The sequence below is a fragment of the Kitasatospora sp. MAA19 genome, assembly GCF_029894125.1.
GTDB lineage: Bacteria > Actinomycetota > Actinomycetes > Streptomycetales > Streptomycetaceae > Kitasatospora.
This window is the reverse complement of record NZ_JARXYZ010000039.1, coordinates 16,044-33,030: the sequence shown is the minus strand read 5'-3', so window position 1 is coordinate 33,030 and position 16,987 is coordinate 16,044. Positions and strand designations below refer to the sequence as shown.

Below are 16,987 nucleotides of genomic sequence, written 5' to 3'. Positions count from 1 at the left end.
TCATCCCGGCGGGGGTTTCACTCGTCCGGGGGGGCGCGCGAGGTGAACGGCCGTGGTGAGCGGCGCGGGCGCGGTCGGGCCCGCTCCCGGGCGGGCAGGCTCCCCGGCGGCGAGCAGGTCGCCGTGACGAGTCCGCTCCCGGGCTGCCCGGCCCTGCGGGGAGGGCAGTGCGAATGCCGGGATTCCTGGACGGCGACGGTGTGGCGGGGGAGCCCGGGCGGTACCTGCTGCGGATCCGCGACCTCAACGGGCGGCTGCACGGCTTAGGGTTCGTCGCCGATCCGCAGGGCACCGTCCTCACCGCGCACGAGAGCGTCACCGGCCTGGACCGGATCGTCCTGCACACCCCCGGCGGGCAGACCCGGGTGGTGGGCCCGGACGCGGTGCTGCCGCTGCCCGAGCACGGGCTCGCCCTGGTGCGCACCGAGGCGGTCGGCGGGCTGCCCGTACCGCCGCTGCCGGTCGCCGCGCTCGGGGCCGGGCCCGAGGTGCTGGTGCCCGCGCTGGCCGGTGAGGAGGAACGGGCGGTGGCGCTGCGCTGCGGCCTGCTGGGCGTCACCGGCGCCGGGTACGTCCGGCCGGACGGCGGCCACCTGCCGGGCGGGCTGCTGCTGCTCGACCCGCCGGTGCTCGCCGGCGTAGCGGTGCCGGCCGGCGCGCCGGTGCTGGACGCCCGCAGCGGCGCCGTGGTGGCGCTGGCCGTGCCCGCGCTGCGCGACCCGCAGTACGGCGGCGCGCTGCCCGCGGTACCGGCCGGTGGCGGCGCGGTCGTCGCCCCGCCGCTGGCCGAACTGCTGGCTCGCAACGCCGCGGCCGTGCCCGCCTACGGGACCGCGCTCAACCTGGCCGGGGTGCTGCGGCTGACCGCCGCGCAGCTGGCCGCCGCCGGGGCCGGACCCGGCCGGGTGGCCGGGCTCGCCGCCGACCGGGTCGACCGGCCCGACGGGCTGACCGGGGACGAACCGCCGGCCACCGTCACCGCGCTGGTCGGCGCCCCCGGCAGCGGGCGCTCCACCGAACTCGCCGCCCTCGCCGCCCGCCGCGCCGACGGCGCCCGGCCGCTGCCCACCCTCTGGCTGCGCGGCGCCGACCTGCTGGCCGAGGACCGCTCGCTCGCCGCCCCGGTGGAGCGGGCGCTGGCCGCCGCCGCGGCCGAACTGGGCATCCCGGCGCCCGCGCCGGAGCCGGTGGCGGCGCTGTGCGCGGCGGCCGGGCGGCCGCTGCTGGTGGTCCTGGACGGCCCCGAGGAGTCCCCGGCGCCGCAGGACCCGCGCTGGCTGCGCGGCGCCGGGGACTGGCTGACCGGCTGCGGGGCGCGGCTGCTGACCGCCTGCGGCGAGGAGGCCTGGGAGCGGCTGGCGGCCCAGAAGTGGGGCAGCGGCACGGACCGTACCCGGTGCGCGGACCAGCCGGAGCCGGGCGGCGACCTGGCCAGCGCCCCCACCGTCCGGATGGACGGCGCCGGCCCGGGCGCCCCGACCCTCGGCGGGCACCGGCTCGGCCCGCTGCCCGCCGAGGCGGCCGAGCGGGTGCGCCGCCGGTACGGGCTGCCGCCGGGCTGGCCGGCCGCCGCCGACGCGCGGCACCCGCTGGCCGCCCGGCTGGCCGGTGAGCTGTGGGCGGAGGGCCTGCGCGGGGAACCGGCGCGCCGGGGCGAGCTGTTCGGTGCCTACCTGGACCTGCGCTGCCTGCGGGTGGCCCAGCGGCTGGCCGAGGACGGCCGGCCGCGCCGCCCGGGCGCCCACCGCCGGGGCTCCGCCCGGCCCGCCGGGCCGTCTAACGGGCGGGTGCGGCGGCTGGCGGCGGCGGTGGCCGGGCGGGTGCACGAGGCGGCCCGGCGGATGCTCGGCGCCGAGCCGGGCGGGCTGGGCCGGGCCGCGTTCGAGGAGCTGTTCCCGGCGTCCGGCGGCTGGGCCACGGCCGTCCTCGCCGAGGGCCTGTTCGTCCCCGCCGGGCCCGGATTCCGGTTCGCGCACGGGGAGTTCGCGGACTGGCTGCAGGGTCTGCACCTGGACCTGGACGCCGCGCTGCGGATGCTGCTGGGCGAGACCGAGGACACGCCCCCCTCGCCCGCCGACGGGCTGGGGGCGTCTCCCGGCGGCCGGGCCGGGGGAGCGGGGACCCACCCGAGCGGCGCGGTGCGCGCCGTCCCCCGGCACCGGATCGGCCCGGTCGCCGCCGCGCTGCGCCGGCTGGCCGAGACCTGGGGCGCGCCCGCCCTGGACCCGTGGCTGCACCGGCTCTGGCGCGCCCTGGACCTGCGCCCGTCGGGCAGCGAACCGGCCTGGTGGGCCTGCCGGTTGCTCACCGCCGGGCTGGCCGCCAGCCCCGATCCCGCCGAACACCGGGCACTGCTCGACCAGTTGGCGGGGCGGATCGCCGAACAGGCGGCCGCGGCGGGCGGGGTGGACGGGCTGCCGACGGCGGGGCTCGGGGCGTTCGGCCCGGCGTTCTGGACCGGGCTCGGCCTGCCCGTCGAGGCCGAACTCGCACTGCTGCGCCGCCTGGTGGCCGCCGACGGGCCCGGGCAGCCGTTCCTCGGCGCGGCGGCCGAGCGGCTGCGCGCCGACCCGGCCGCGGTGTTCCCGCTGCTCTGCGCCTGGTTCGACGACCCGCGCGGCCTGCCCGGCCGTCCCGGCCGCACCGTCGCCGACCTCGCCCACGACCTGCTACACGCCCACCGCAGGCTCGCCCTGGACGAATTGGCCGACGCGCTGGCCGACGCCGCGCACCCGAGGGCGGACGCGCTGCTCACCGTGCTCGCGGTCGAGGAGCCCTCCGCGCTCTGCCGGGCGGTGGACCGCTGGAGCCACGACCGGCGGCCCGAGCGGCACGTCGCCGCCGCCGTGCACGCCCTGCGGGTCGCCCCGTACGCCGCCGGAGCCGCCGCCGGACTGCTGCGGTTCACCGCGCTGACCCTGCTCGCCCGCGAGGACGAACCGGGCCTGCACGGCGCCGCGCTCGCCCTGCTGGTCGGCGATCCGGAGACCCGGGCCGAGCACCTCCCCGCCGCGCTCGCACTGCACCGGGCGGGCGGCGACGCCTTCCTCACCCCCCGGGCGCTCGCCCCGGCCCTGGAGAGCGACCCGGAGCCCGTGCTGGCCGCGCTCGCCGACCGGCTGGCGGCCCCGGGCGCGGCCGCCGCCGAGACCCTGCGGGTACTGGCCGAGGCCCGCACCCCGGTGGCCACCCGGCGGGGCGCCGAACTGGCCGCCCGGCTGCTGCGCGACCACCCGGCGCTGGCCGGGCCGGTCGCCGTCGACTACCTGGGCCGCCGCCTGGAGCGCGCCGCGACCGCCGGCCCGGCCGCCCGGCTGGAGCTGCGGGTGCTGCTCGGCGGCGCGCTGGCCGCCCGTGCGGCGGGCGTGCGGCGGCCGTTCGCGCAGGTGCTGTCCGTCCCGGTGGCGGACCCGGCGGCGGACGCGCTGCGCTGCGAGTTGCTGGACACCCTGCTCGCCACCGAGACCGACCCGGCGGTGCTGACCGCGGCCGTGGAGCGGTTGGCCGAGCACTGCGCGGCCGAGAAGCCCGCCCGGGCCCGGGCGGTGCTGGCCCGGGCGACACCCGGCCTGCCGACCGCCGACGAGCTGCTGGTGCGCTGCGCGGGCCGCTCGGCGGCGTTCGCGCAGCTGCTCACCCAGTGGCCGCGGGAGGCCGCCCCGACCCGGCCGGACGGCCCCCGGCTGGCCCGGATGCGCGCCCTGGCGGCGGCCGGCCGCGACCCGCAGTACGCCGCCGCCGAGGCGGAGCGGACCGCGCTCGGGCGGGCCGTACGGCCGCCGGTGCGCCCAACCCGTATTCCGGTGCCGGAGCAGGAGCAGGCGCATGGCACGCTATAGGGGTTCGGGTTTGAGCGTTTGAGCGTACAGAGGGTACGCGCCGTACGGAACAAGGAGCGGTCAGGGTGCAGCGCTGGCGTGGCCTGGAGGAGATCCCCGGTGACTGGGGACGCAGCGTCGTCACCATCGGCTCGTTCGACGGGGTGCACCGCGGGCATCAGCTGATCATCGGCCGGGCGGTCGAGCGCGCCCGCGAACTCGGCCTCCCCGCGGTCGTGGTGACCTTCGACCCGCACCCGCGCGAGGTCATCCGTCCGGGCAGCCACCCGGCGGTGCTCGCCCCGCAGGCGCGCCGCGCCGAGTTGATGGCGGGCCTCGGCGTGGACGCGGTGCTGGTGCTGCCGTTCACCCCGGAGCTGTCCCAGGAGTCGCCGGAGACCTTCGTCCGGCAGGTCCTGGTCGACGCGCTGCACGCCCGGGCCGTCGTCGAGGGCCCCAACTTCCGCTTCGGGCACCGGGCCGCCGGGGACGTCGCGCTGCTCGCCGAGCTGGGCCGGTCGGCCGGCTTCGACGTCGAGGTGGTCGACCTCCAGGTGAGCGGCACCGCCGGGGCCGGCGAGCCGTTCTCCTCCACCCTGACCCGGCGGCTGGTCGAGGCCGGGGACATGGCCGGCGCCGGCGAGGTGCTGGGCCGCCCGCACCGGGTCGAGGGCGTGGTGGTGCGCGGCGCGCAGCGCGGCCGTGAACTCGGCTACCCGACCGCCAACGTCGAGACCGTGCCGTACAGCGCGATCCCGGCCGACGGCGTGTACGCGGGCTGGCTGACCGCGGACGGCGAGCGGATGCCCGCCGCCATCTCGGTCGGCACCAACCCGACCTTCGACGGCACCGCGCGCACCGTCGAGGCGTACGCCATCGACCGGGTCGGCCTGGACCTGTACGGGCTGCACGTGGCCGTGGACTTCCTGGCCTACCTGCGCGGGATGGAGAAGTTCGACTCCATCGAGGCGCTGCTCGACCGGATGGCCGACGACGTCAAGCAGGCCCGCGAGCTGACCGACGGCGCCTGAGCGCCGCCGCGCCACGGGGAAGGGCCCGCCGACCTGGTGTCGGCGGGCCCTTCGGCGTCACTGCTGCGGGGGGCCGTAGCCGGGCGGCGGCTGGTAGCCGTCCGGCTGGGCCGGCGGGGCGGGCTGCGGCGGCTGGCCCTGGGCGGGCGGGTAGCCGTAGCCCGGGCCCGGCTGCGGCGCGGGCGGCTGCTGGGCGCCCGGCTGCGGCCAGGCCGCCGGGGCGGGGGGCTGCTGCGGGTAGCCGTACCCGGGCGGGGGCGGCGGGGCCTGGCCGGGCTGCGGCGCCCACGGCGCCCCGGGGGCCGGCTGGGCGGCCTGCCCCGGCTGCCCCGCGTACGGCTGTGGTTGCGGCTGCGGCTGGCCGGCCTGCGCCGGGTACGCCGCCGCCTGCGCCTGCTGCTGCCACCCGGCCTGCTGGGCGGCGGCCTGCTGGGCCCGGATGATGTCCTCGCCGACCAGGGTGGCCAGCTCGAAGTAGGCCTCGCGGACCTTGGGCCGCATCATGTCGAGGTTGACCTCGGCGCCGGCCGCCAGGCTCTCGTCGAACGGCACCACGACCACCCCGCGGCAGCGGGTCTGGAAGTGCGCGACGATGTCCTCGACCTTGATCATCTTGCTGGTCTCGCGCACCCCGGAGACCACCGTGATGCTGCGCTGCACCAGGTCCGCGTAGCCGTGCGCGGAGAGCCAGTCCAGCGTGGTCGAGGCGCTGGAGGCGCCGTCCACGCTCGGGGTGGAGACGATGATCAGCTGGTCGGCGAGGTCCAGCACCCCACGCATCGCGCTGTACAGCAGGCCGGTGCCGGAGTCGGTCAGGATGATCGGGTACTGGCGGCCCAGCACCTCGATGACCTGGCGGTAGTCCGAGTCGTTGAACGTGGTCGAGACCGCCGGGTCGACGTCGTTCGCCAGGATCTCCAGGCCCGAGTTGAGGTCCTGCGAGGTGAACTGACGGATGTCCATGTAACTGCGCAGGTGCGGGATGGCCGTCACCAGGTCGCGGATGGTCGCGCCGGTCTGGCGCTTGACCCGGCGGCCCAGGGTGCCGGCGTCCGGGTTGGCGTCGATCGCGATCACCTTGTCCTGGCGCTCGCTGGCCAGGGTCGCGCCGAGCGCGGTGGTGGTCGTGGTCTTGCCGACCCCGCCCTTGAGGCTGATCACGGCGATCCGGTAGCAGCTCATCACCGGGGTGCGGATGATCTCCAGCTTGCGGGACTTCTCGGCGGCCGCCGCCTTGCCGCCGAACTGGAAGCGCGGCTGCTGGCGCTGCTGCTTGGGCTGGCTGCGCAGCAGCCGGTCCGAGGACAGCTCGACCGCGGCGGTGTAGCCGAGCGGCGCGCCGTGCGCGACCTGCTGCGGGGCGGCGGACTGCTGGAACGCGACGGGCGGCGGCACGGCGGCGTCCTGCGCCGGCCACGGGTGCGCGGCGCCGGGCTGCGGGCCGGGCTGGGGCTGGGCCGCCGGCGGATAGCCGGCGGGCTGCGGCCAGCCGCCCTGGCGCGGGTCCACCGGCGCGGCGGGCTGCGGCTGCTGCGGCTGTACGGGCTGCGGCTGGGCGGCCCACGCGGCGGCCTGCGGGTCCTGCGGTTGCTGCTGCGGGGGCAGGTGCTGCGCGGGCGGCTGCGCGTACGACTGCGGCGGGACCGGCTGGGCGGGCTGCACCGGCTGCGGGGCCGGGCTCGGGTACGCGTACGGCTGCGGCGGTTGCTGCGGAGCCGGGACGGGCTGCGGCTGCGCCAGGGCCTCCGCCGTCGGCCAGCCCGGGGTGGGGCCGGGTGCCGGGAACGGGACGTGCTGCGCCTCGGCCTGGGCGGGCTGGACGGGCGGTGCGGGCTGGACGGGCGGTGCGGCCTGGACGGGCGGTGCGGCCTGGACGGGCGCGGGCGCCTGATCCGGCGTCGGGGCCGGGGCCGGGGCCTGAGCCGCCAGGGGGGTCTGGGGCGCCGGGGTCTGTGCCGCCGGTGCGGCCTTGTCCACGTGCGGAGCCTCGGCCACCGGGGTCGGCGGCTGCGGCGGCGTCTGCACGGCGTCCGTCTGGACGTACCAGGACGGGGGAGTGTAGTCGGGCGCGTCGGACCAGTCGTCGTCGTCCTCCGCCGCGTTGTCGCCGACGTAGACGCCGTCCCGATCGCTGCTCACTAGGGCTCCCTCGTGTTCGCCGCCGCTGGTTTCCGCGGTGCCGTTGCCGCATCAAAGACTAGGCCGTGCGGCAACCCCCCTTGAAGGCGGCGTCGGATCCGGAGCGGACCTCCGGGCCCGGCGCCGCCGCTCAGTCCATCCGGCGCGGACCGCCGAGAACCTGCTGCTCGGCCTGCCCGGCCACGGCCCGTACGTACTGGCGCCGCATCCGCGTGGCCCACAGCGTCAGGTCGTCGCCGAGGGTGGGCAGCGCGGCGACGTCCTCGGGGGGGAGGGACAGCACCCGGCCGGTCAGTTCCGCCTCCTGCGGGGAGATCCGCTGCACGCCCACCAGGTCGGCCGCGTTGAGCACCCGGGCCGCGTTCGGGCCCAGGTACGGCAGCAGGGTCAGGGTGGTCTGCCAGGGAGCCGCGGAGAGCCGGCTGCGCGGCGGGCGGGCGCCGAGGTCGCGCACCACCAGCACCGGCGAGGTCACCGAGGCGCCCTGCGGGCCGAGCCGGCCGACCTGGTGGACCGTCACGCACGGCTGCCCGCCGCCGGCGGCCTGCGCCAGCGGGCCCCACAGCTGCCCGCGCGCGGTCTCCACCGCGACCCGGGCGCCGATCGCGGCCGCCCGCAGCGCGATGACCTGCGCCGTCCACACACCGCCGACCAGCACCAGGTCGTACGCGCTGGGCCGGAACAGGCCGAGCACCGCGGGCAGCCCCTGCGGGTCGGCGCCGATCACCACGCCGTCGTCGCCGACCGGGAAGGCCAGCGCCCCGAGGTCCGCGGCGTCGAGCACGTGCTTCTCCCGGCGCGGGCCGCGCAGCCCGAAGCCGGGCAGGATCCGCGTCCGCACCCGGGGCTGCTCGGCGCCGCGCTGCGGCCCGGGGGTCGGATAGGTCTGGTACGCCATCAGGACGCTCCTCCCAGCGGCAGGGTGGCGAGCACCCCGGGGGCCTGCTCCAGGTCGAGCCGGACCAGGCCGAGTCCGGCGCCCTGCGCCCGGGCCTCCACCTGGCGGCCGACCTGCGTCACCTCGCTCTCGCTGCGCCCGGTCACCCGCAGGTGCCCGCTGACCGTCACCGAGCCGCCGGTGCCGTGGCCGGCGGTCAGGCTGAAGGTGCTGGCCAGCGCGGGGGAGCCGGTGATCAGGTTGACCAGGTCCGGCGCGGCGATCCGGCCGGGGGTGCCGCCGGGGCGGCTGAGCTGCGGCCAGCGGGAGATCCAGTAGGTGCTGTGCCAGCGGTCGTCGATCCGCCAGAACCGGTTGCTCTCCTGGGTGCGGCGGGTGGTGCCGCCGCCGCTGCCGGTGCCCTGGCGCCCGGCCACCGCGAGCGGGTTGGCGCAGGTGGAGATGGCCAGCGCGGCGATCAGCTCGCGCTCGTCCAGCACGGTCGCGTTGAACCCGGCGCTGTTGAGCCGCCCGGCCAGCTGGTCGGTGACCCGCTGCAGCGCCTTGCGGGCGCCCTCCTCGCCGCCGCCGCGGGCCCGGACGGCGGTCGCGGCCCGCTCCGGGTCGAGCTTGAGCGCCACCCAGGTCAGCCGCAGCCCCGGGGTGGCGGTGCCGTCCGGCAGCTCCCGGTAGGCGCGGGCGGCCAGCGACTGCTCGGGCAGGTGCGGGGCCGGGGCCGGCTGGGTGTGCTGGACGAGCTGCACCGACTCCAGGGTGATGTCGTCCACCTTCAGCGCCGAGCAGATCACGTCCAGGGGCAGCGGCAGCGCGGTGCGCACCGGGCGCAGCGGCTGGTCCTTGGCCTGGACGAGCAGCACCGAGCTGAGGAAGGTGCCGTCGCCGACCATGCCGGTCTCCCGGCGGACCGGGCGGCCCCCGAAGTCGGCCTCGGTGGCGTGGGTGCAGGTGCGCAGCGCCGGTTCGAGCTCCAGCGTCGGGGCCAGCGCCGGGTCGGTGCCGGCCGGCGGCAGCGTGCTGCGGGCCCGCCGGCGGCGGGACTTGAGGGCGGCGCGCACCCGCAGCAGTTCGGGGATGGTCCGGCCGCGCAGCGGGATCACGGCGAGGACGACCAGGACCAGCGCGACGGCGCCGAAGCCGGCGGCGACCGGCCGGCTGATCGTCCAGCCCATCGCGACCAGCGCCGCCGCGACCTCGACCAGGACGAGCTGTTGGAGCTTCAGCCGGCCGCCGAGCAGGCCGGGCCGGGGGTTGACCGGGATCTGGACCGGCCCGCCACCGCCACCGCCGGGCTGCTGCGTGGGTGCGGTCCCGGTTGCGGGGCCGCCGCGCTGCGCCCGGCCGGAGCGGCGCGACCGCCCGCCCGTTGCCGAGTCGCGGCGTCCTGGAGCGGTCTGGTTTGGCATCCCCCGGGTGACCCTCTCTGCTCAGTTGCCGCGGCCCGGCTGGATGGTTCGCGGACCGTACCCGTACCGTACTCACCGTCTGCTGCCGCATCGTAGAGGGTTCGTGCGGGTTCGCGCCCGGCGGGTGCGGGCGGCGGGGCAGGCCGGTCCGACAATGTCCGACAAGGGGGACGACGAGGATGGCATCGCGCCGGGACGAGCTGAACGCGTACACCTTCGCCCGCAAGCGCACGGTGGGGGCCTTCCTGCTGCCCGGTGGCGGCGGCAGCGACGAGGACGCGCCGCGTCCGGTGAAGGCGGTGCTGCCGAGCGTCCTGGCCGGGGCCGTGGTGGTCGCCGGGTTCGGGCTGTGGGGGGTGTTCAAGCCCAGCGCGCCGCTGCACTGGGACGACGGCAAGAACGTCGTCCAGGGCAAGAAGTCGACCACCCGGTACGTGGTGCTGATCGACCCGGACGGCAAGACCAAGCGCCTGCACCAGGTCCTCAACATGTCCTCGGCGCGGCTGGTGCTGCCGGCCGACGCCAAGGTGGTGGTGGTCGACGACGGGGTGCTCGACAGCTACCCCAACCACGGCCCGACCATCGGCATCCCGTACGCGCCGGACAAGCTGCCGACGAGGGACAACGCGGACAAGCCGATGAAGTGGTCGGTCTGCGACCGCCCGGGCTCGGACGACAAGCAGGAGACCGTCAACCAGGCGGTGTTCGTGGCGGCCGGTCCGGACGCGGCGGCGCTGGGGGCCAAGGGCCGGATGCTCGGCCAGGACCAGCTGCTGCTGGTGCAGCAGGCGGACGAGCAGCAGGTCTCCGCGCAGCCGGCGCCGGGCCAGCCCGCCGCCAAGCCGGGGGACGCGAAGGTCTTCCTGGTCGACGCGCAGGGCCGCAAGCACGGGATCGGCTCGGCGCAGGCGGACGACAAGGAGCGCAAGGCGCTGATCACCGCGGTCTTCGGGCCCAACGCGGTGCCGCAGCGGGTCAAGCGCGAGTGGCTGGACACCCTGGTGACCGGCAGCCCGATCGCCTTCCCGAAGATCGACGGGGTGGCGGACAGCCCGAACCCCAACTCCTCGGTGGCGCTGGGCAACCAGTCCGACCGCCGGATCGGCCGGCTGGTGCACTACCAGGACCGCCACTACGTGGTCGGCAAGGACAGGCTCTACCTGGTGACGCCGTTCCAGGCGGAGCTGATCCGGCAGAACCCGGCCTACCAGGACCTCTACAAGTACGACGCCGACAAGAGGCCTCGCAGCGACGAGATGACCCCGGCCGACCACGCCTCGCTCGGTAGTGACACCCGGTTGCCGAACACCGGGGACGACTGGCCGCTGAAGTCCGGTGCGCCGGCCAACAACTGGCAGGACCGGCAGGACGCGCGCCTGGTCGTCTGCAGCACCTTCGACGGCGTCGCCGAGGACGGCCGCACGCCCCGGCGCAGCGTCTGGGCCGGGACGTCCTACCCGGCGGCGTACAACAACGGCGCGGGCGCCGCGTACGTGACGCCCGGTCACGGCCTCTTCTACCGCGCGCTGGACAACACGGCGGGCGGCTCCGGCACCGACTTCCTGATCACCGAGACCGGCCTGCGCTACTCCGTCCCGTCCAACGGCGACGGCGGCCGCGGTGCCACCGCCTCGCCGGGCGCGCAGCCGGGCCAGGGCGGCGCCCCGAGGACGCCCACCCCGCAGCCGAGCACCACCGCGCCGGACCAGCAGCAGCCCCCGCAGGACGAATCGGGCGCCAACCAGGCCCGGTTGGGCTACAAGGAGGTCCAGCCGCTCCCGGTTCCGCGTGAGTGGTCGGACCTGGTCCCGGCCGGTCCGCCGCTGACCGCGAAGAGCGCCGCCCAGCCGCAGAACGCCTGATCGGTCAAGCCCGGCAACGGACTTGGCGTCCGTGTCATGGTCTGGTAACTCCTCCGTGCTCGGTGTTGGGTGAGCTGCGTGTGCCGACTACAGTGCTCCTGGACATCACTCGGGTGATGTGGCAGGCGGGCTGCAAGGCCCTCCGCATACGCAATGTTTGTCTCATGGGGGACGGTGGAGCATGGCTCAGGGTCAGTTCACGATGACTGCGCAGGAGATGCTGGCTTTCGCCAAGCGGATCGAGGACGCGATCGGGAAGATCGAGGCCGAGCGGCAGAAGCTCATCAGCACGGTCGACGGCATCACCGGTGGCTGGCAGGGCCAGGCGGCGACCGCCTACAAGACCCTGCAGGACCAGGTCAACACCGACATCGCGAAGCTGAAGGAGTCGCTGAGCGCGATCCAGCACGCGATCGAGCTGACCACCAAGCACTACGCGAGCACCGAAGAGGAGCAGAAGGCGCTGTTCTCCAACGCCCAGAGCTGATCGGCCGCACCGCGCTGATCACCGTTCTGTTCCGACCTTCCGCTCGGTGGGGCGCCCGCGGCTGAGCGCGGGGCGCTCCGCATCCTCGTCAAGGGAGACATCGTGTCCGACCACATCCTCGTCAACTTCGAGACCGTCCACCACGCGGCCGAGGAGGTGCGCGCCTCGGCCGGCCGCATCGACCACCTGCTGAACGACCTCAAGGGCGACGTCAACCGCATCGCCTCCAGCTGGCAGGGCGCGGCCCAGCAGGGCTACCAGGCCCACCAGGCCCAGTGGGACGCCCGCGCCTCCGACCTGCAGAAGGTCTGCGCGCAGATCGCGACCTCGCTGGACAACGCCGCGCAGAGCTACAAGACCACCGAGAACAACAACGCCAAGCTCTGGCAGAACTGACCGCGCGTTCCAGGCGGGAACGTCAGGGGGCGGGTGCCCGGACTCCGGGTGCCCGCCCCCGACGCGCGGCACGGGGTGGACGACATGAGGGGTGGCAGGGTGTCCGGACGCGGGTACCGGAAGGCGGCGGCGGCACTGGCCGCGCTCGCCGTGCTGGGCGGTCCGCTCGCGGCCCCGGCGTACGCCGACGGCCCCGGCCTGGCCGCCGCCGGCGACTGCCCCAAGTCCGCGCCCGACGTCCCGACCGTGCCGTGGTCGCTGCAGCGACTGCTGCTCGACGAACTCTGGCAGGGCGGGCGGACGACCGGCGTGGGGGTGACCGTCGCGGTCATCGACACCGGCGTGGACGACCAGAACCCGCAGCTGGCCGGCAAGGTCGTGGAGGGCGCCAGCCTGCTGGTCAACCGGGAGACCAAGGAAAGGGTCCCGGGCACTTCCAAGGACGACCCGGTCGGCCACGGCACCAAGGTCGCCGGCATCATCGCCGCCCGCCGTTACGACAAGACCGGCTTCGTCGGGCTCGCCCCCGACGCCATGATCCTGTCGATCCGCCAGAACGACAGCGACGGCAACGGCGACGTCTCCACGCTCGTCCAGGCCATCAACGAGGCGATCAAGGCCCAGGCCAAGGTCATCAACATCTCCCAGGACGTCCGCGGCGCCGGCACCGCGGGCTTCGGCGGCTACCAGGAGCTGAAGGCCGCCGTCCAGGCCGCCGAGGACAACGGCATCGTGGTGGTCGCCTCCACCGGCAACGACGGCAAGGAGGGCGACACCTACCCCGCCGCGTTCCCGACCGTGCTCGCCGTCGGTGCCTCCGACCGCAACAACGAGCGCGCCCCGTTCTCCCAGTACGGCTCCTTCGTGAAGGTCGCCGCACCCGGCGTCGACATGCTCTCCACCGTCCCCAGGGGCGGCCAGTGCGTCGACAACGGCACCAGCTTCTCCGCCCCGTACGTCTCCGGGCTCGCCGCGCTGCTGGTCGGCGCCCACCCGAACTGGAAGCCGGCCCAGGTGCGGGCCTGGATCGAGCAGACCGCCCAGCGCACCCAGCGCGACCCGGACCAGTTCATCGGCTGGGGCGTGGTCGACCCGGTCAAGGCCGTCACCAAGGCGCCCGAGAGCGCGCCGTTCACCGCCACCCCGGACGCCCCCGTCCGACTGGCCGCCGCTCCGATCGTGCCCCGGCCGGTCGGCTTCGGCGAGACCCAGGCCGACCGCGACGGCCGCACCGCGACGTACGTCCTCGGCGTCGGGGCGCTGCTGGTCGCGCTGCTCATCGGCGGCGGCGTCGTCCTGCGTGACCACCGCCGCAGGTCCGCCGACTGATCCGGGTGCACGGCACCTGACCGGTGCCCGGGGAGTGCGCGGAAGAATCCTCTGAAACGCCTGTAACACCGTGGGCCGCTCGCCGCATCCAAGAGGTGTCAGGGAGCGCGGACACGGGGGCGGGGCACGCATGGGGCGGATCGGGGCGGGCCGGGAGGCCAAGGACGCCGAGTTCCTGGAACTGGTGTCCAGTCGTACCGGCCGCCTGTACCGCTCGGCCTGCCTGCTGACCAGCGGCGACACCCACTACGCCGAGGACCTCGTCCAGGAGGCCCTCAGCCGGATGTACGTGCTCTGGCGGCGCAGCGCCTGGACGGGCGGCCGGGACCGGATCGACAACCCGGCCGCCTACACCCACACCGTGATGGTGCGCACCTTCCTCGCCCAGCAGCGCCGTCGCTCCAGCGGCGAGCGCCCCACCGAGGCCCTGCCCGAGCCGGCGGGGCGGGAGGCGGACAGCACCCTGCGGCTGACCCTCCTCGACGCCCTCGGCCGGATGCCGGCCAAGGACCGCGCCGTCCTGGTGCTGCGCTACTGGGAGGACCGCAGCGTCGAGGAGACCGCCGAGGTGCTGCGCGTCTCCTCCGGCGCGGTCCGCACCCGTACCAGCCGGGCCCTGGCCCGGCTGCGCACCCTGCTCGGCGACTCGCTGGCCGAGTTCGCCGCCCGCTGACCACTTTCGTAATCCGTGACGCAAGGAGACGGTGATCACCCATGTCCGAACCGGACAAGTTCGAGGACGATCTTCTCTACGCCATCACCCGCACGGGTGAGGGTTTCCGCACCGAGCAGTCCGACCTGGTCGCGGGCGGGTACCAGCGCGGCCGCCGCCGCTGGCGCCGCCGCTCGACCGTCGCGGTGGTGGGCGGCGCGGCCGCGCTGGCCCTGGTGGGCACCGGCGCGGTGTACCTCACCGGCTCCTCCCCGTCGAGCACGGCGACGGTGAGCGCGGCCGCCGCCCCGAGCACGGCCGGCGGCGCGGGCAGCGCCACCGGCTCGGCGACCCCGGCCTCCGCCTCGTCCGCCTCGGCGGCGCCCGCGGTCACCGGCGACGAGGTGCTGGCCGCCTTCCAGGCCCTGCTCCCCAAGGGCGAGACCACCGAGGCCAAGGGCCGAGGCACGAACGACGGGCCGGCGAAGGGCACCTTCGCGGGCGCGGACCTGGTGTTCGACGACGGCCACGGCAAGTCGCTGCTCCAGATCGGGATCCAGAAGCACCGCAAGGGGCAGACCCAGGACCGCTCCTGCCCGGACCCCAAGATCAACCGGATCGACTCGTGCGCGGTCACCACGCTGGCGGACGGCTCCAAGCTGTTCCTCAGCCAGGGCTACGAGTACCCGGACGGCCGTGCCACCACCAAGGAGTGGCTGGCGGTGCTGACCGGGCCGGACGGCCGGGAGATCATGATGAGCGAGTGGAACGCGGCGCAGGAGAAGGGCTCGCCCGACAGCCGCCCCAACCCGCCGCTCACCCTGGACCAGTTGAAGGCCGTCGTCACCGACAAGTCCTGGGACCGGATCGTCGCGGCGCTCCAGCCCGACGGTGTCGACAACTCGCAGCAGGACCCCGGGCTGTCCCTGGACGACCGTAAGGCGGTCCTGGCCAAGCTGCTGCCCGCCGGCGTGACCGTGACCAAGATCGACGGTAACGAGGTCCTCGCCGAGGTCCAGCTGGCCCAGGGGACGACCACCGGATCGCTGCTCCTGCGGGTGCAGAAGCTGGTCCAACAGCCGGGCGATCCGACGACGGAGAAGCTGTTCGAGGGCGCGACCGTCCTTCCCGAAGGGGGCAGGCTCAAGCTCTACGGCCCGGGCACGTCCAACCCGAAGAACCAGCAGATGGCGGACCTCCTGCGGGGTGACCTGCGCGTCATGGCCGCCCAGGGGTCGACCGGCAAGCCGCTGCTCACCCTGGATCAGCTGAAGGCGATCGCCACCAGCCCGGAGTGGAAGCTCAAGAAGTAACGCGAGACGAGAAGTGGCGGTGCCCCGGGCCGGGGGAGCCCGGGGCACTGCCGTGTGGGGGAGGGGTGGGGGTCAGGACTGCTGGTCCTCGGGGAGGCTGATCACCCAGCGGGTGTCCTGCCGGGGGCGCAGGTAGAACAGCCAGTAGAGGGTGGCGGCGGCGGTGATGCCGCCGGTCCACAGCAGGGGCTCGGTGTCCAGCTGGGTCATCACGTACACCAGGACGGCGATCAGCACCACCGGGACGGCCGGCCACAGCGGCATCCGCCAGGCGGCGGCGTGCTTGTGGTGGGCGCGGCGGGAGAGCAGCGCGGCGATCGCGACCAGCAGGTACATCCCGGTGACGGCGACGCCGGTGATGTTGCTGAGCAGCGCGCCCTTGACGAAGCAGAGCGCGGCGCCGGGCAGGCCGACGGCCAGGGTGGCGACCCACGGGGAGCCGAACCGGCCGAGGGTGCCGAAGGCCTTGTTGACCGGCTCGGGCCAGGCCTTGTCGCGGGCGGAGGCGAACAGCACCCGGGAGTTCTGGATGACCATGACGATGCCGGCGTTGATGATGGCCAGCGCGACGCAGAGGCTGATGAAGGTGCCGACCGCGGAGTTGCTCCACGCGGTGACCATGCCGGAGATGTCGCCGGAGCTCAGGGTCTGCAGGTCGGGGGCGCCCATGGTGATGGCGACGACCGGGACCAGGATGACGGCGGAGGAGATGCCGAGCGTCCACAGCACGGTGCGGGAGACGTTGCGGCGGGGGTTCTCCAGCTCCTCGGAGAGGTAGACGGCGGTGGAGAAGCCCTGGGTGATGAACAGGGCGATGCCGAGCGCGCCGACGATGGCGCCGATGCTCACCGTGGTGGTGGCGCCGCCGTCCCCGGTGACCACGCCGTGCAGCAGGCTGGGGGCGCCGCTGTTGGCGTGGGAGAAGCCGAGCACCGAGACGACGCCGGCCGCGATGACCTCCAGGACCAGGAAGACGCCGGTGATCCAGGCGTTGGCGCGCAGGTCGAGCAGGCCGGCCAGGGTGGCGGCGAGCATCACGGCGGCGCCGGTCATGGCCTTGTCGAGGTGCAGCACGGGGGCGAGGTAGTCGGCGGTGCCGAGGGCGATGACCGAGGGGACGATCATCACCACGATCAGCGAGAGCACGAAGACCAGCCAGCCGGCCAGCCGTCCGGCCAGGGTGCCGACCATCGCGTACTCGCCGCCGGCGCTGGGGATCAGGGTGCCGAGCTCGGAGTAGCAGAACGCGACGGCGACGCACAGGACGGTGCCGATGGCGATGGCCAGGGCGGTGGCGCTGCCGATGCTGGAGAACAGCTCAGGCACGATCACGAAGAGTGTGGAAGCCGGGGTGACGCAGGACAGGGTGAGCAGTGTCCCGCCCACGACGCCGATCGAGCGCTTGAGCTGCTGGGGCGCGGCGCCGGTGTCGGCCGTCGCGGTGGTCGCGGCGCGTGGCGGGCGAAGCGTGTCGGTCATGTGGCTTCCGATCGACTCTGTGCGGTCCTGTGGGTGGGAGCGGTATCGCCTCCGCTGGCTGGCTGCTCGGGTTCTGGTCCGGTCGCTCCTGGGGCGCAATGGAACCTTGGCGTATTGATTGCGTCAATGGCTCGAATGCTTCGGAATCCGTTGCGCGGAAGGGCATAAACATGCGATCCG

12 protein-coding genes are annotated in these 16,987 nt (G+C 75.4%); 8 read left to right on the top strand and 4 right to left on the bottom strand.

Translation table 11 applies throughout. The features are described 5' to 3' along the window. Nucleotides 1-173: 173 nt before the first annotated feature. Together P3T27_RS35275 and P3T27_RS35270 are read left to right on the top strand one after the other, a co-directional pair. Nucleotides 174-3,839 carry a serine protease gene (locus tag P3T27_RS35275; protein ID WP_280685386.1) on the top strand — a complete coding sequence of 1,222 codons (3,666 nt, stop codon included), beginning with the start codon at nt 174-176 and terminating at the stop codon, nt 3,837-3,839. Nucleotides 3,840-3,904: 65 nt separating this feature from the next. After that, a complete protein-coding gene (locus P3T27_RS35270; protein ID WP_280685385.1) occupies nt 3,905-4,849 on the top strand; it encodes a bifunctional riboflavin kinase/FAD synthetase in 945 nt (314 codons plus the stop codon). A 57-nt stretch (nt 4,850-4,906) separates the two neighbouring features. Here P3T27_RS35270 and P3T27_RS35265 read toward each other — a convergent pair whose 3' ends face one another. The 3 genes from P3T27_RS35265 to eccE form a co-directional block, all read right to left on the bottom strand. After that, nucleotides 4,907-6,988 (bottom strand): MinD/ParA family protein, encoded by a 2,082-nt coding sequence (locus tag P3T27_RS35265; protein ID WP_348534187.1) that lies wholly within the window; start codon nt 6,986-6,988, stop codon nt 4,907-4,909. Between the two features lie 130 nt (nt 6,989-7,118). After that, complete coding sequence (locus tag P3T27_RS35260) at nt 7,119-7,886, bottom strand: hypothetical protein (protein WP_280685384.1); 768 nt, start codon at nt 7,884-7,886, stop codon at nt 7,119-7,121. Then, complete coding sequence (gene eccE, locus P3T27_RS35255; protein WP_280685383.1) at nt 7,886-9,289, bottom strand: type VII secretion protein EccE; 1,404 nt, start codon at nt 9,287-9,289, stop codon at nt 7,886-7,888. The genes P3T27_RS35260 and eccE overlap by 1 nt, the downstream gene beginning before the upstream one ends. Nucleotides 9,290-9,468: 179 nt before the next feature. Here eccE and P3T27_RS35250 point away from each other — a divergent pair, with 179 nt between their 5' ends. The 6 genes from P3T27_RS35250 to P3T27_RS35225 all read left to right on the top strand — a co-directional run bounded on the left by P3T27_RS35250 (nt 9,469) and on the right by P3T27_RS35225 (nt 15,328). Continuing rightward, a complete protein-coding gene (locus P3T27_RS35250) occupies nt 9,469-11,151 on the top strand; it encodes a type VII secretion protein EccB (protein ID WP_280685382.1) in 1,683 nt (560 codons plus the stop codon). Between the two features lie 181 nt (nt 11,152-11,332). After that, the gene (locus tag P3T27_RS35245) at nt 11,333-11,638 is read left to right on the top strand and encodes a WXG100 family type VII secretion target (RefSeq protein WP_280685381.1); all 306 of its coding nucleotides are present in this window, start codon (nt 11,333-11,335) and stop codon (nt 11,636-11,638) included. Nucleotides 11,639-11,740: 102 nt separating this feature from the next. After that, entirely contained in the window at nt 11,741-12,034 is a 294-nt protein-coding gene (locus P3T27_RS35240; RefSeq protein WP_280685380.1) for a WXG100 family type VII secretion target, read from the top strand. A 99-nt stretch (nt 12,035-12,133) separates the two neighbouring features. Then, nucleotides 12,134-13,363: a type VII secretion-associated serine protease mycosin gene (mycP, locus tag P3T27_RS35235; RefSeq protein ID WP_280685379.1), complete on the top strand. Its 1,230-nt coding sequence runs from the start codon at nt 12,134-12,136 to the stop codon at nt 13,361-13,363. Nucleotides 13,364-13,493: 130 nt separating this feature from the next. Next, on the top strand, nt 13,494-14,036 hold the full coding sequence (locus P3T27_RS35230; RefSeq protein ID WP_280685378.1) for a SigE family RNA polymerase sigma factor: 543 nt from the start codon (nt 13,494-13,496) through the stop codon (nt 14,034-14,036). A 41-nt stretch (nt 14,037-14,077) separates the two neighbouring features. Beyond that, nucleotides 14,078-15,328, top strand: coding sequence for a hypothetical protein (locus P3T27_RS35225; RefSeq protein WP_280685377.1), 1,251 nt, complete (start codon nt 14,078-14,080; stop codon nt 15,326-15,328). 72 nt (nt 15,329-15,400) lie between these two features. On the opposite strand, the gene P3T27_RS35220 is transcribed toward P3T27_RS35225, so the two are convergent. Further along, the gene (locus P3T27_RS35220) at nt 15,401-16,807 is read right to left on the bottom strand and encodes an APC family permease (protein WP_280685376.1); all 1,407 of its coding nucleotides are present in this window, start codon (nt 16,805-16,807) and stop codon (nt 15,401-15,403) included. Nucleotides 16,808-16,987: the final 180 nt, after the last annotated feature.

What these genes read in the sequence shown, in the direction of transcription:
- P3T27_RS35220 (WP_280685376.1), bottom strand. Translation starts at nt 16,807, where the DNA reads ATGACCGACACGCTTCGCCCGCCACGCGCCGCGACCACCGCGACGGCC.
- P3T27_RS35250 (WP_280685382.1), top strand. Translation starts at nt 9,469, where the DNA reads ATGGCATCGCGCCGGGACGAGCTGAACGCGTACACCTTCGCCCGCAAG.
- P3T27_RS35245 (WP_280685381.1), top strand. Translation starts at nt 11,333, where the DNA reads ATGGCTCAGGGTCAGTTCACGATGACTGCGCAGGAGATGCTGGCTTTC.
- P3T27_RS35275 (WP_280685386.1), top strand. Translation starts at nt 174, where the DNA reads ATGCCGGGATTCCTGGACGGCGACGGTGTGGCGGGGGAGCCCGGGCGG.
- P3T27_RS35230 (WP_280685378.1), top strand. Translation starts at nt 13,494, where the DNA reads ATGGGGCGGATCGGGGCGGGCCGGGAGGCCAAGGACGCCGAGTTCCTG.
- P3T27_RS35225 (WP_280685377.1), top strand. Translation starts at nt 14,078, where the DNA reads ATGTCCGAACCGGACAAGTTCGAGGACGATCTTCTCTACGCCATCACC.
- eccE (WP_280685383.1), bottom strand. Translation starts at nt 9,289, where the DNA reads ATGCCAAACCAGACCGCTCCAGGACGCCGCGACTCGGCAACGGGCGGG.
- P3T27_RS35260 (WP_280685384.1), bottom strand. Translation starts at nt 7,886, where the DNA reads ATGGCGTACCAGACCTATCCGACCCCCGGGCCGCAGCGCGGCGCCGAG.